The 14,955-nt window shown below is 49.9% G+C and carries 13 protein-coding genes; 7 read left to right on the forward strand and 6 right to left on the reverse strand.

What is annotated here, in order from left to right; translation table 11 throughout:
• Nucleotides 1-103 precede the first annotated feature (103 nt).
• From RS891_RS28980 to RS891_RS29010, 7 genes are all read left to right on the forward strand, one after another.
• On the forward strand, nt 104-727 hold the full coding sequence (locus tag RS891_RS28980; RefSeq protein ID WP_113052925.1) for a TetR/AcrR family transcriptional regulator: 624 nt from the start codon (nt 104-106) through the stop codon (nt 725-727).
• Nucleotides 724-1,065 (forward strand): DMT family transporter, encoded by a 342-nt coding sequence (locus tag RS891_RS28985; protein ID WP_024632750.1) that lies wholly within the window; start codon nt 724-726, stop codon nt 1,063-1,065. The genes RS891_RS28980 and RS891_RS28985 overlap by 4 nt, the downstream gene beginning before the upstream one ends.
• Nucleotides 1,065-1,379, forward strand: a complete 315-nt coding sequence (locus tag RS891_RS28990; protein ID WP_113052926.1) for a DMT family transporter — start codon at nt 1,065-1,067, stop codon at nt 1,377-1,379. The genes RS891_RS28985 and RS891_RS28990 overlap by 1 nt, the downstream gene beginning before the upstream one ends.
• A gap of 129 nt (nt 1,380-1,508) precedes the next feature.
• A complete protein-coding gene (locus RS891_RS28995; RefSeq protein WP_315793836.1) occupies nt 1,509-1,643 on the forward strand; it encodes a hypothetical protein in 135 nt (44 codons plus the stop codon).
• 285 nt (nt 1,644-1,928) lie between these two features.
• Nucleotides 1,929-2,876: a TetR/AcrR family transcriptional regulator gene (locus RS891_RS29000; protein WP_315793837.1), complete on the forward strand. Its 948-nt coding sequence runs from the start codon at nt 1,929-1,931 to the stop codon at nt 2,874-2,876.
• A 40-nt stretch (nt 2,877-2,916) separates the two neighbouring features.
• Entirely contained in the window at nt 2,917-6,135 is a 3,219-nt protein-coding gene (locus RS891_RS29005; RefSeq protein WP_315793838.1) for an efflux RND transporter permease subunit, read from the forward strand.
• A 374-nt stretch (nt 6,136-6,509) separates the two neighbouring features.
• On the forward strand, nt 6,510-8,198 hold the full coding sequence (locus RS891_RS29010; protein ID WP_315793839.1) for a PucR family transcriptional regulator: 1,689 nt from the start codon (nt 6,510-6,512) through the stop codon (nt 8,196-8,198).
• Nucleotides 8,199-8,202: 4 nt separating this feature from the next.
• On the opposite strand, the gene RS891_RS29015 is transcribed toward RS891_RS29010, so the two are convergent.
• The 6 genes from RS891_RS29015 to RS891_RS29040 form a co-directional block, all read right to left on the reverse strand.
• Nucleotides 8,203-8,430 carry a hypothetical protein gene (locus RS891_RS29015; RefSeq protein ID WP_076287563.1) on the reverse strand — a complete coding sequence of 76 codons (228 nt, stop codon included), beginning with the start codon at nt 8,428-8,430 and terminating at the stop codon, nt 8,203-8,205.
• 5 nt (nt 8,431-8,435) lie between these two features.
• On the reverse strand, nt 8,436-9,875 hold the full coding sequence (gene hydA / locus RS891_RS29020; RefSeq protein WP_315793840.1) for a dihydropyrimidinase: 1,440 nt from the start codon (nt 9,873-9,875) through the stop codon (nt 8,436-8,438).
• Entirely contained in the window at nt 9,872-11,167 is a 1,296-nt protein-coding gene (gene preA / locus RS891_RS29025) for an NAD-dependent dihydropyrimidine dehydrogenase subunit PreA (protein WP_315793841.1), read from the reverse strand. Before preA ends, hydA begins: the two co-directional genes overlap by 4 nt.
• A gap of 103 nt (nt 11,168-11,270) precedes the next feature.
• On the reverse strand, nt 11,271-12,638 hold the full coding sequence (locus tag RS891_RS29030; protein ID WP_315796477.1) for an NAD(P)-dependent oxidoreductase: 1,368 nt from the start codon (nt 12,636-12,638) through the stop codon (nt 11,271-11,273).
• Nucleotides 12,639-12,698: 60 nt separating this feature from the next.
• Nucleotides 12,699-13,580 (reverse strand): nitrilase-related carbon-nitrogen hydrolase, encoded by an 882-nt coding sequence (locus RS891_RS29035; RefSeq protein WP_113052932.1) that lies wholly within the window; start codon nt 13,578-13,580, stop codon nt 12,699-12,701.
• A 45-nt stretch (nt 13,581-13,625) separates the two neighbouring features.
• Nucleotides 13,626-14,906: a M20 family metallo-hydrolase gene (locus RS891_RS29040; protein WP_315793842.1), complete on the reverse strand. Its 1,281-nt coding sequence runs from the start codon at nt 14,904-14,906 to the stop codon at nt 13,626-13,628.
• Nucleotides 14,907-14,955: the final 49 nt, after the last annotated feature.

Raw genomic sequence — 14,955 nt, forward strand, 5'->3', positions numbered from 1 at the left:
AAACCCGCCTGTACACTAACGTGCAGGCGTTTTTTGTGCCTTGACAGGGAATGTAAAATGTGAAAATATAGGTTACCTAACGACCGTTAGGAAGGTGATAATGATGACAGCACATTCGATTCGAGATGCAGCCTTGTTCCATTTTGCAAGAGATGGATATGAAGGAGCTTCCTTAAGAGCTATCGCTGACGAAGTCGGGATTAAAAAACCGTCCATATATGCACATTTTAGCGGCAAGGATGACCTGTTTTTGCAAACCCTTGCGCATGCGTTTAAGGATGTTCAGCGTCGAACGCTGGAATATTTTCGCGATCACGCCGATCTGCCACTGGAACAAAGGTTGAAGGGTTTGCTGATATGGTTTGAGCAGGAGTATAACTGTAATGCCTCTGCCCGCTTTATGTTGCGTATGTGTTACTTCCCGCCACTTTCGCTATATAGCGAAGTGATGGATCTAGTTTATCCGTTTCTGGACGGTATGGAACGGTCACTGACACGACTGCTGCAAAGGGCGACGCGCAAGGGGGAACTACAGGCTGTTCCAGCAGAACAAGCTGCGATTACTTATATGACTTTTCTCGATGGCATCACGGTTGAGATTATTTATGGAAGTTCACGTCGATACCGAAGACGGATTGAAGCTTCCTGGCCAGTCTACTGGCATGGCATTCATCATCTGAAACAAGAGGCACAGCCCGTTGTGCTGAAAGGAGATTCATCATCATGAACCGCAACTGGTTATATGTATTTATCGGGGGACTCATTGAGATTGTATGGGTTAGTGGGCTGAAACACGCCTCCAATGTGTGGGAGTGGGCTTTGACGGCCCTAGCCATCATCCTCAGCTTTGGATTAATTATCGCCGCTTCCAAAAGATTGCCTGTGGGTACGGTATATGCCGTATTTACGGGGATTGGTACAGCAGGTACGGTACTGACCGAAATGCTGCTATTTGGTGAAGCATTCTCACTCGCCAAAGTTTTGCTAATCGGTCTTTTGCTATGTGGTGTGGTCGGACTGAAACTGGTCACGGATCAACAATCGGCAAAAGGAGGTGAAGCATAATGGCTTGGATGGCAATTGTGGGTGCAGGCATATGTGAAATTTTTGGCGTCATCGGCATTAATGGTGCTTCTTCCCGGAAGGGCTGGCCGTATATCGTGCTCATGCTTGTATCGTTCGTAGTCAGCTTCTCCCTTTTATCCTATGCGATGACTTCCATTCCCATGGGTACCGCGTATGCGGTGTGGACTGGAATTGGTACGGTGGGCAGCACGCTAACAGGTATGTTCCTGTTCGGTGAGCGGAAGGAGGCCAAGCGGCTGCTGTTTATTGCCATGATTTTGGTGGCGGCGATTGGATTGAAACTGATTACGTAAATACCTTCATTACAATTTTTATAATATTTAATTATTAATAAAGACGACTTCGTTCAGGAAGTCGTCTTTTTGGGATATGATATAAAAGGAAACCTCCTTACACTCTGTTACGTAAGAAAGGATGTCGTGATGATGAAGAAATTGTTCGCGCGCATGGGTTCTTTTACCGGTTACATCTTTCTGATCGCTGTGGGAGCCTTTTATTTGTTTGCTCTTGTAGCCATCATCCTTCTAGCCGTTTACGTCTTTAAGGGCGGAGCCTGAAATAGATTATTTTGGACTCATCCTACTCAGCTTGCTCGCCCTAACTAGCCTGAGTACTCATGATTATCATACATACTGCAAGGAACATTCGTCGCTCATTACTTTATATAGTTTTTATGGTGTCTAGATGACGTAGAAAAATGCTTCATACCCCTTATATTACGCCTCTTCTTTTTCCATTTTTCTCCCATTTGAATTCCGTTGTCTTTATCGTTTATACTTGATTTGACCCTAAAGTCAATTCAAGAACTCGTAAGTTCCGCAGGTGAGGTGACTGTATCGTTAATGAACCCTATCCATGAAATGAATGAGAAGAAAAAGCTCATTATTACCACAGCACTCAAGCTATTCTCAGCCAAAGGCAGTGCTGCAACCTCCATGCAGGAGATTGCAGAAATATGTGGGATGTCGAAAGGCAGCCTCTACCTCATGTTCAAATCCAAAGAGGAATTAGAGGCCAGTACGATGGAATACTGCATATTCACGCTCATGGACGAAATGTCCCAGATTGAACATGAAGCTGGGCTCACTTCGAGAGAACGTCTGCACAAACAGATTGAAACACTGCTTGTACATGTATCCGAGCTGAAAGAATTTCTACGTGTGCAAATGCGCAGCATGATGATGGACGAAGAGCAGCATCGCAAGGAAAAGTGCAAACCGCATAACAAGGACCTGGAGATCCGTACCCTGCACTGGTTTAAGGATAAACTGGAGGATCTGTACGGACCGGAGATTGAACCTTATACCATAGACCTTATTTTGCTCACGCATGGTCTGTTCCTCTCCTACGTCAAAATCTGGTTTACGGAGATGCCTTCCCTTACCGTATCCAAGATGGCAAGCAACATGCTGCAAACGATCGATTATGCAGCTCGCGGATTGCTCGATCAACGCCCCGCCCCTCTGGTTCCTTTGGAACATTGGCCAGCATGGAGCAGCGATTCAGATACAGATTCCACAATGATGCGTCATCCCATTCATATCATCAAACAAATGAAGGATATCATCACTTCTGATATGCCTCCAGGGCAATTGCGCAATGACGCGATGGAGACCATCGCCATCCTGAGACAGGAAATGATGGAATTCACACCGCGACGTGCCATTATTCTGGGCATGATGCGCAATCTGGATCACATTCATGTCATCCAGCCATTGCACTCCGAGCTTCAGCACATTATGGATGCCATGTATAGCCGGTTCATCCAGGCTGACTCGTCACAACAATAAAGAAATACAGGGAGAAACAGAGAGGAGAAGAAATCATCGTATGAAAGGAATTATTAATTTTTCACTGAACAACAAGTTTGCGATCTGGATTCTGACCATCATCGTTTCCTTCGCCGGTTTGTACAGCGGACTGACGATGAAACAGGAGACCATTCCAAACATCAATGTGCCATTCTTGAGTGTTACAGCCATTGATCCAGGGGCAGCTCCAGAGGGTATTGTCGAGGATGTCACCAAACCACTCGAACAGACCTTAAGAAATGTAGAGGGAATTAAGACACTCACCTCCACTTCCATGGAGAACGCCTCTTCCATCACCCTCGAATTTGATTATGGTACCGATCTGGATAACGCTACCGCTGCGGTACGCGAAGCACTGAATGAGGTGCAGTTGCCGGATGGTGTACAGAAACCAACCATTTCCAAGTTCAGCATCAACTCCTTCCCGGTTGTCTCGCTCAGCTTGTCTGACAAGGACGGCGGCGATCTGGAACAATTGACTCGACTGGTTGAAACGGATATCCAGCCTGCACTAGAAGATATTGACGGTGTAGCTCAAGTCCAAGTTTCCGGCCAATATGTTAAGGAAGTTCAACTGAAGTTTGACCAGAAAAAAATGAAAGAACTCGGTTTGACTGAAGATACAGTCAACGGCATCGTTCAAGGCTCTTCTGTCCGTGTACCACTCGGACTGTTCGAACTGGACAAAGCGCAGAAAGCTGTCGTTGTTGATGGCAATATCATCGATCTGGATGATTTGAAAAATCTCGCCATTCCGGTTGTACCAAGCGGTGCAGGAGCAGGCAGTGGTTCAGCCACAGCACCACAAGGGGCCGGTGCACAAGCTGGTGGGGCTGCTCAAGGCTCTGCACAAGGTTCTGACCAGGCTGCAGGACAAGCCGCTGGCGGAAATGCCAGCGTGGGCAGCACTTCAGGTGCCGCTAACGCACCTGGAATTCCAACGGTTAAATTAAGCGAGATCGCCAAAATTGAAGTCATTGGTCAGGCGGAATCCATTTCCCGGACAGACGGTAAGGAATCCATCGGGATCTCCATCGTTAAGTCCAATGATGCCAATACAGTTGATGTCGTGAAGGCGGTTAAAGACAAGGCCGAAGAGTTGCAGACGCAGTTCAAAAACGCTGAGTTGACTGTTTTGCTCGACCAAGGTAAACCTATCCAGGACTCCGTAAACACGATGTTGTTCAAAGCGATGTTTGGTGCTTTGTTCGCCATTCTGATCATTCTGTTGTTCCTGCGTGATATTCGTTCCACCATTATTTCTATTATCTCTATCCCGCTCTCCTTGCTCATTGCATTGACAGCACTGAATATGATTGACATTACGCTGAACATGATGACCCTGGGTGCCATGACGGTCGCGATTGGACGGGTTGTCGATGACTCCATCGTTGTTATCGAGAATATCTATCGCAGACTGACACTCAAGGGAGAGAAACTTAAAGGCCGTGATTTGATCCGGGAAGCTACCCGGGAAATGTTCATTCCGATCCTCTCTTCCACCATCGTAACCATTGCGGTATTCCTGCCGCTGGCACTCGTGAGTGGTATGGTCGGTGAGCTATTTATGCCATTTGCCCTGACGATGGTATTCGCTTTGCTGGCATCCCTGATTGTGGCTGTTACGATTGTACCGATGCTGGCACATACATTGTTCCGCAAAGGTCTGAAGAACAAGAAGAATCATGAGGAAAAACCGGGCAAGATGGCAGAAGGTTACAAACGACTCTTGAACTGGACATTGTCACACAAACTCATCACCGTTGGCGCTGCTGTATTGCTGCTCGTCGGCAGTTTGTTCCTGTATCCGTTCATCGGTGCAAGTTTCTTGCCGGAACAACAGGATAAATATGTGACGATTACGTACAGTCCGGAAACTGGAGCTTTGCGTGAAGATGTAGAAAAAGAAGCACTTGTAGCCGAGAAATGGTTGCTTACGCAACCAGGTCTGGAGAAAATGCAGTATTCCATCGGCGGCAGCAATCCGCTGAGCAGCATGGGTGGAGGCAGCTCCAACTCTGCTCTCTTCTATATCGAATATAACGAAGATACGAAAGACTTTACAAAAGTGAAAGAACAGCTTGTGGAAGGTCTGAAGAAAGAAGTTACTGTAGGAACCTGGAATGAGCTTGACATGTCCGGGGGTCTGGGAGGCAGCAGCTTGAGCCTTTCCATCTATGGTGACAATGTAGATCAGATCAAACCTGTCTCTGATGAAATTCTGAAACTGGTTGAAGCAGATACCGAATCTTTTGAAAAAGCCGACACCACGCTCTCCGATACCTACGGGCAATACACACTCGTCGCGGATCAGGAGAAACTGAGCTCGCTGGGTCTGACCGCTGGCCAACTGGCCATGACGCTCAGCCCTGCACGTGAACGTCCTGTGCTCACGGAAGTGGATATCGACAACAAAACGTATAAAGTCTATGTAGAGACTGACAAAAAGACATTTACCAGCATTGCTGATATTGAAAACGAAAAAGTCACTTCACCACTCGGCATCGAAGTACCAATCAAAGATGTCGCGAAAGTGGAAGAAGGCACTTCACCGAACTCCATCATGCGTATTGATGGCAAAGTCGTTGTACAGGTGTCAGCCAACATTTTGGCTTCCGATGTGCAAAAAGCGTCATCAAACTTGCAGGCGAACATCGACAAACTGGATCTGCCTGATGGCGTTGAAGTGAAGTTTGGCGGTACGACCGAACAGATTAATGACACGTTTACCCAACTTGGCCTGGCCATGCTGGCAGCCATTGCGATTGTGTACTTTGTGCTTGTCGTTACGTTCGGCGGTGGACTGGCGCCATTTGCCATCCTGTTCTCCCTGCCATTTACCATCATTGGTATTATGGTTGGCCTGTTCGTGGCTGGTGGTACGCTTGACGTATCTGCCATGATGGGTGGACTGATGCTGATCGGGATCGTGGTCACCAACGCCATCGTTCTGATCGACCGTGTTATTCACAAGGAAAAAGAGGGAATGCCTACTCGTGAAGCCTTGCTGGAAGCCGGAGCAACGCGTCTGCGTCCGATTCTGATGACAGCTCTGGCTACCATTGGTGCCTTGCTGCCACTGGTGACAGGACTTGAAGAAAGCGCAGGGATCATCTCGAAAGGTCTTGGAATTACCGTAATCGGCGGTCTGATCAGCTCCACGCTGCTGACTCTGGTTATCGTGCCAATCGTGTATGAGTTCCTGATGAAGTTCAAAAAGAAAAGAATTGAAGATTAATCGACACCTGCTGTTGATCGAATTCAATCATCACTCCGAATTAAGATAAGCTTCTAACATAGAACACCCCTTAGCCCACATTAGAATGGTTTGTACATTCTGATCTCCGGCTAAGGGGTGTTTTACATTTAGATATGATCTCTTAGCATCGATTATAGAAACATCCAGATGTTAGATAGAGCTACATAGGAATAATACATTTTGTTTTATTTCATAAAAGGAAGATATCATTTTGTGAAATAAAACAAATGAACGTGAGATTTCAGCTCATCTGCTGTAAACGGACTTATAATCAAAACAAACGCTCTTCAGAAGCCCGACTTACAAAACGGGTATGTAAAACTGCATGTATTTGTGGGAAGGACGGTGGTTGTGTGGGGGAAACGACGCTGCATATTCAGATGAGAGACATGCTGAAACGTCCGGTGTTCCGCAAGGCTGAGGTGCTCGCCAGTGAACGGGCCTTGGAGCGATATGTGCGTTGGGTGCATATCATGGAGGTTACCGAGGTAGGCAATTTGCTGAATGGCGGGGAACTGGTGCTAACAACCGGCATTGGCTGGCAGGATGATGAAAAGCAGGGACTGTCTTTCATGCGCCAGTTAATTGCTCGTGGAGCTGCGGGACTCTGCATCGAACTCGGGGCTCACACCAAGTCCCAGCTTGAATCCATGAAGGAACTTGCAGCAGAAGAGGATTTTCCACTGATCTGGTTTCACGAACAAGTACGTTATATTGATATTACACAGGACCTGCATTTCGCTCTGATTCGCAGCCACCAGCGTATGCTTGTCGAGCTCGACAGCCTTACCACCTCGTTCAACCAACTTCTTTTGAATGGAGACGGTGTACAACCACTGCTCCGACTATTGTCTCGAACAACGGGTTACCCTGTAGCGTTATATCCACTGGATGGCGAAGCAAGTGCCGTTCCCTACTGCCCACCAGACCAACTGGAGATGCGTCGGCAGGAGTGGTTCACACGTGGTGGTCATTTGGACAATGGAGATCATCTGGGAGATCATTTCGTGCACAGAAATCATTCGGTGCCTTCACTGGGTGCACTCACCCTGCCTGTTCAGGCACTTGATTATGTATTTGCCGATCTGGTGCTCATGCTCGACAAGATGCCGGACCACGATCAGGAGCTGCATAACAGACCCTCTGATGAGTTCATCATCCAGGCACTGGAACGTTGTGCAGCCGCCATTGCTCAGGACTGGATGCGTACCAAATACATGGAGGAAAAGCGACGCTACAAGGAAGATATGTGGGTCATTGACTGGCTTAACGGACATCATTCTGCGAAAGAAATCCATGAATATGTATCTGCCGCCGACGCCCAGCTTGCTTCTGGAATAGGTACCGTCATTTTGTTCGATAGCAATCCCAACTACACAGACAGTCTCAAGCTACAGAAACTGTTAATTCAACGCAATATCGTTGCCCGTTCCGTGTTCTCACGGGAAGGATTCGCCCTGTACAGCACGGTTTTAAACCACCAGATCATTCTGATTATCCTTGACCCTTTGCCAGGATCTCAGCGGAAAGGCAGTCTTTGGCGCTGCATTGAACAGTTGCAGCAGCATGAACAGGAACAGACCCACCGCCTCTTCTCAGGTCTGTTCGGCATCGGTCACAGCTGTGCTGATCTATCACGTCTGAAAGACAGCCTTGAGGCAGCCAAGGATACCCTGCGCATTCAGAAGGACATCGGTGTGATGCAGCAGCCCTTTTACAGCAATCTCCACTGTTACCGCATTATTTCCAGCATGAAGCAGAGCGGTAGTCTGGATGATTTCATTGAGGAATATCTCGGGCCGATCATTCGTTATGATGCCGAAAAAGGCGGCCAGTTGTTACGTACGCTTAAACAATATTTTATTCTATGCTGCTCCAAGCAGGAGACGGCCACGGCTTTATTTATCGTCCGACAGACGTTATATCACAGATTGCATAAAATTGAGACACTCCTGGGTGATGACTATACCCTCCCCGAGAAACGCGTCGCCATCGAACTTGCCATCTATGCATATGAATACGTTCATGGACCACTCGCGTGACCTTCTACGCTCCTTTTTGCTCCTGAAGCTGCCTGATCAGGATATGACTGAACCACTTCCGCCCAGACGCCGTGCCCACATATTGCTCCTGTTTTTCTCCGGGAAGGTCGGGGTGCCCCCACACGACATGAGCACCCTCCAGATGTTCCCGAACGGCATAAATGCGATAACCCTGCGCCACCATTCGTTCAATCGCTATCTTTTCCGCTTCAAATACTTCATGGTCAGACATCAGCTTCACCCTCCATTTACTGCCGTCACAGGCTGTCTTACAGTTAATGGTGCACCGGCATCATATTTATCACGCTTCACATACTGACCCGCGCCTGCCACTCCGGCAAACTGCCGATCCCGAATCACATATTCCCCGCGGCATAGCACCGTCACCGGACATCCCTGAACCTGCATGCCCTCAAAGGCGCTATAGTCCACATTCATATGGTGGGTAGCTGCCGAAATCACCCTTGAGATCGATGGGTCAAAAATAACGATATCCGCATCCGTCCCCACTGCAAGGGTCCCTTTCTGCGGAAATAACCCAAATAACTTGCTTGCCCGTGTAGAGCATAAATCCACCCACTGATTTAGCGAAATCCGTCCCTTCATCACCCCTTCGGAATATAAAATGCTTAGCCGATCCTCAATGACAGGCCCGCCATTCGGGATTTTGCTGAAGTCATCCCGTCCCAGATCCTTCTGACCCTTGAAGTTAAACGAACAATGATCCGAGCCAATCGTCTGCAATTGACCGCTCTTGAGTGCATTCCACAGCACTTCCTGATGGGGGGCTTCACGCAGCGGGGGGGACCAGACATACTTCGCACCTTCAAAATCCGGTTGATCCATCTTCGATTGATCCAGAGTTAAATACTGCGGACAGGTCTCGCCCCAGATTCGATAACCCATGTCTCTCATACGCGCAATCTGCTCCACGGCTTCAGCACAGGTGACGTGCACCACGTACAGCTGTGAATCGGCAAGTGCCGCCAAACGGGCCGCACGCCCTGTAGCCTCACCCTCCAGCACCGAAGGTCGGGTAAGTGCATGGTGGATCGGCTCGGTTCTACCATCCGCCAACGCCTGCCGGACCAGCAGATCAATCACATCGCCGTTCTCGGCATGTACCATGACGAGTGCGCCGTACTCCTTGGCCTTTTGCAGCGTCTGAAAGAGAATGCCGTCATCGGCCTGGAACTGATTTTTATATGCCATGAACACCTTGAAGGAAGAGACACCCTCTTCTTCTATGATCTGCGGCAGTTCTTCCAGCACCTGATCATTCATCTCGCCAATCATCAAGTGAAACCCGTAATCAATAGCTGCTTTGCCCTCAGCTTTGGCATGCCATTCCTGAAGGGATTCCAGCAAAGATCGGCCTTTTTGCGTCAAACAGAAATCAATGACTGTCGTTGTGCCGCCGAAGGCAGCAGCTGCGGTACCTGTTGCAAAATCATCCGCCGTCACCGTTCCGCCGAACGGCATATCCAGATGCGTGTGCGGATCAATCCCGCCAGGGATGACATAACAGCCAGACGCATCCACAACCTCCGTTCGTTCATCCGGCACAAGTCCCATGCCAATCTGCATGATCTTGCCATTTTCAATGCAGATATCCGCTTCAAATGTATCCGACGCTGTGACCAATATTCCATTACGAATCAATTTGCGGGTACTCATGATATCGCCTCCTTGGTCGATTGATCTCTGGTCGATTGCAGCAGGGCAATCGCAGACTGACGGTCATTCCAGGTTAACGGTTCCTGTTCATGTGCGATCTCTACCATCTCAATTGCACCGTCCACCGGACAGACAATTGAGCACAGATTACATCCGACGCAATCTTCCTCAACGACCTCCAAATACGAGCCAGAGGGGTCAGACAACATATCAATACATTGATGCGAGGTGTCCTCGCAGGCGATATGGCATTTGTTGCAATTGATGCAGACATCGCGGTTGATGCGGGCTACCACTTTGTAATTCAGATCGAGATTGCCCCAATCCGAATAACGCGGAACCGTTTGGCCAATCAATTCAGATACACTTCGCAGACCTTTCTCATCCAAATAATCGTTCAAGCCATCAATCATATCCTCCACGATACGGAAGCCATGATGCATGGCTGCGGTACATACCTGGACCCCCGTCGCGCCCATAAGTAAAAATTCTGCGGTATCCCGCCAATCGGATATGCCTCCGATACCGGAGATTGGCACACCAACTGCCGGATTGCGCGCACACTCGGCAACCATGTTCAGCGCAATCGGCTTCACAGCCGGACCGCAATAGCCGCCATGTGCCCCTTTGCCACCTACATGCGGCACGGTATTCCAGGAATCGAGATCCACACCCGCCAGGGAGTTGATCGTATTAATCAGGGAAATCGCATCCGCACCGCCACGCACGGCCGCCCGGGCAGTCGCCGTAATATCGGTGATATTAGGCGTTAGTTTCACAATGACCGGCGTGGTCGCCACTTCCTTCACCCACATCGTCTGCAATTCGACCAGATCCGGTTGCTGACCAGACGCTGCTCCCATACCACGCTCGGCCATGCCGTGCGGACAACCAAAGTTCAGCTCCAGCCCGTCTACGCCGACAGCTTCAACTTTCTTCACAATCTCATGCCACTTCTCCCGTTTCGGTTCCACCATGAGTGAAGCAACCACTGCCCGATCCGGGAAACGCCTCTTGGTCTCGGCAATTTCCCGCAGATTCACCTCGAGCGGACGGTCGGATATTAACTCAATATTGTTAAAACCCGCGACGCGCTGCCCGCCAAAATGAACGGCTGCAAAACGCGAAGAGGTATTAATGATTGGCTCACCCAACGTCTTCCAGACGGCACCACCCCAACCTGCTTCAAAGGCGCGCTGAACCTGGTATCCGGTATTGGTCGGCGGCGCCGAGGCCAGCCAGAATGGATTGGGTGATCGAATACCTGCCAAATTAATGGATAAGTCAGCCATAACGATCCCTCCTTGGTGTGGTTTGAACTCACAATGGTGTTTGTTTGGACTTTACACGTTATACAAGAGCCTCGCGTATTTTCCGTCCAGAATTCTGCTTCCCTCACGCCGTCTCTTCCACCTGTCCAGGCAAAGCCTTCATCACCGATGCAGCCGCCAGTTTGCCTTGCTGAGCTGCGGAGACCACCATCGCTTCACCCTGCCCCTGTCCGAAGATAACATCGCCTGCCGCATAAATCTGCGGATGTGAAGTACGGTACGTATGTGCTTCCACTTCAACAACGCCCCAGTGATGACGCAGGCCAAATGCCTCTATTAATGGCAGCAAACGGTTCTGTCCAATGGCCCGAACAACGGTATCACATTCAAGCATGAACTCCGATTCCTCGATCGGCACAGGTAACGCCCGACCACCTCCAGGTGGAGTAACCAGCTTCATTTTCACACACTCTATAGCCTGGACTCGCCCATTCTCGTCTCCAATAATGCGCTTCGGCATAGTGAACCAGCGAAATTCCACACCTTCCTGCTTCGCAAATGTATATTCAAAGGCATAAGCTGTCATCTGGCTCTCCCCGCGTCGATAAAGCATCTGCACACGCTCTGCCCCCAGGCGTACCGAACAGGTCGCTGCATCCACCGCCGTATTACCTGCACCAATAATGGCTACCTTCAGACCGTTCAGTGCCGGGGGCACACCCTGCTTCGTGGATTCCACCAGCTCAATGGCATCATAGACACCTTCCAGCGTCTCTCCTTCAATGCCAAGCATCGGTACCGCCCCCATCCCGCAGGCCAGAATAACGGCATCGTGCTGCTCCAATAACTCTTCAGCGGATACATCCACCCCAATACGCACACCATAACGGATCTGCACACCCAGTGCCTGCACCTGCTCGACTTCCCATAAAGCTACGGATTCCGGTAGGCGAAAGGACACGATACCATACGTGTTCAGCCCGCCGCCTTTCGCTTTGGCTTCATAGATCGTCACCTCATACCCTGCACGCCCCAACTCTCTCGCCGCAGACAATCCCGCTGGCCCTGCGCCTACAACTGCAACACTTCTTCCGTTGGCAGGCGCTGCCTTGAATAACGGTTCATTCTTCGTCCGTGCCCAGTCTGTTGCATATCGCTGCAAATCACCGATCCGAATCGGCTTGGATGACTCGTTCAGTACACAAGCGCCTTCACACAGTTCCTCTGTCGGGCAGACCCGTGCACAGCTAGCACCAACCGGGTTGGCTTCCATAATGGTCCGAGCCGAACCTTTGAGGTGACCCGTCGAGATTTTTTTGATAAACGAAGGAATATTAATGTCGGTTGGACACGCCTTGATACAGGGTGCATCATAACAGTACAGACAGCGGTTCGATTCCTCCATCGCTTCCTTGCCCGTCATTGCAGGCTTCATTTCGGTAAAACGACTCTCCCATCCGTAATCGGACAACGTTGCTCCTGCGCTGTTCATCATGTCTTACACCTCCAAGGTTGATCTCTGTTATCCCCAAATTTTCATTCCAGGCCACTGCTACAGGTTAACGAGATGTTCGTAGGTCTCAGGCCGTCGATCGCGGTAAAATTGCCACACATTGCGTACTTCCCGAATCAACTCCGTATCCATCTCGCCAATGATAACCTCATCCTGATCCCTGCTGCCCATGGCCACCATCCTGCCTCGCGGGTCCACCAGATACGACTGACCATAAAATTCACCCATATTCCATGGCGATTCCACTCCCACTCGGTTGATGGCAGCCACATAATAGCCATTAGCCACCGCATGAGCAGGCTGCTCCAGCTTCCACAAATATTCCGATGTTCCGGCTACCGTTGCAGAAGGGTTGAATACAATCTCCGCACCAGCCAGCCCAAGCAGCCGTGCTCCCTCCGGAAAATGACGATCATAACAGATATACACGCCCACTCTCGCGTAGGCTGTATCAAATACCGGGTACCCCAGGTTGCCGGGCCTGAAATAATATTTTTCCCAGAATCCATTCGTGCCTTCGCCCGCTTCCACATGAGGAATATGATGTTTGCGGTATTTCCCCAGGTAGGATCCATCTGCATCAATAACCGCAGCCGTATTGTAATACGAAGCGATTCCTTCTACCTCGTATACAGGCAAAATGATCACCACCCCAAGCTCCTTCGCGAGCTCCTGAAATCGCCCGGTCGTTGGCCCTTCCGGAACCTGCTCGGCAGATGCATACCACTTGGGACTTTGTTCCGTGCAGAAGTACGGCCCGTAGAACACCTCCTGCAATCCAATAATCTGTGCTCCCTGAGCAGCCGCTTCACGCACCAGCGCAATGTGTTTCTGAATAGCGGCCTCCTTATGCACTTCAACTGGGGCCGACCCCTCAACCTCGTGTGAAGCCTGAATCAATCCGATGCTGATTTTGCCCATAATGTCACATCGCCTCCTTCGGAAATGGTTTGATATGAACAGCCTTTACACGTCAGTCCCGATACTCGAAATTTCCGGTATGCACATCTGCCTGATCGTGCGGTACAACACTTCTGTACCGAGAGCAATGTCCTCGGACGAAGAATACTCACTTGGATGATGGCTGATCCCATCCTTGCTGCGAACAAAGATCATGCCATAGTCACACACGTAAGAAAGGGCCAGCGCATCATGGAACGGTCCACTCATCAACTCCGGTAATGGCAGGCCGATCTCTTCGGCAGACGAGCGAATGGCATTCTTGATTCGTTCTGCACAATATCGCGGCTCACTGTTGGTATCTTCAGTCAAGGAGTAGGTCAGGCCATATTTCGAGCTGACGTCATCCAAGAGGCTCATTAACCTTCCTTCAAGCCGATTTCTACGCTCCATCTCCATATCTCGCAAATCAACCGTAAAGCTGACCTCTTCGGGGATGATGTTGCGTGAGTCAGGGAAGACACGGAGGCTCCCCACGGTCCCTACTGTCGGAGCTTCCGGTTCTTCTCTGACCATATCGTCAAAAGCGGCAATGACCTTAGCGCTACCCACCAGCGCATCATTACGCATCCCCATCGGTACAGAACCAGCATGCCCCGCCATGCCTTTCATCGTCACCGTGAGCCACAGCGGGCCCGAGATGCCAGTCACCAGGCCTACCGGAGAGTCCAGCGATTCCAGAACAGGTCCTTGCTCAATATGCAGCTCCAGATAACTGCCAATGGAACCTGCCGGATAGATCGCTTCGGCGAATTTTTCGGGTGCACAACCAAAAGCCTCAAGCGCCTCCCGGCGAGTAACCCCATTTTTATCCTGGCGCTCTAATTCACCTTCTTCCAGTTGTCCGGTTATGCCGCGTGAGCCAAATAAACCTTTGTTAAAACGCGAACCCTCTTCATCGCAAAAGGCAATGACCTCTATGGGCATCCGAGGGCGAATGCCTTGTTCCATCAGACACTGCACAGCTTCCAGCGCACCAAGGACGCCGATGGCACCATCATACCGACCGCCATACGGCTGGGAATCAATATGTGAACCGATCATGAGGATCGGCAAGGACGAATCTGTACCTTCAAGGCGACCAATCAGATTGCCAAACGGATCAAGGCGAGTCATAAGTCCGGCCTCTTCCATCCAAAGTCGAACCTGAATAATGCCCTCCATGTCTTCTTGAGTCAACGCGAGTCGGCAGACACCCGTCTCCACAATTCGGCCAATACGGGACAGCTGTTCAATTCGCTCATCCAGACGCAGCTGATTGATGATTTTCCCGGTGGTGGTCTGCATCCTCCCTCGCCTCCTTACCCATATTCACAAGTACGATATAAATAGAGAT

It is taken from the genome of Paenibacillus sp. BIC5C1, from assembly GCF_032399705.1.
Taxonomy (GTDB): domain Bacteria; phylum Bacillota; class Bacilli; order Paenibacillales; family Paenibacillaceae; genus Paenibacillus; species Paenibacillus taichungensis_A.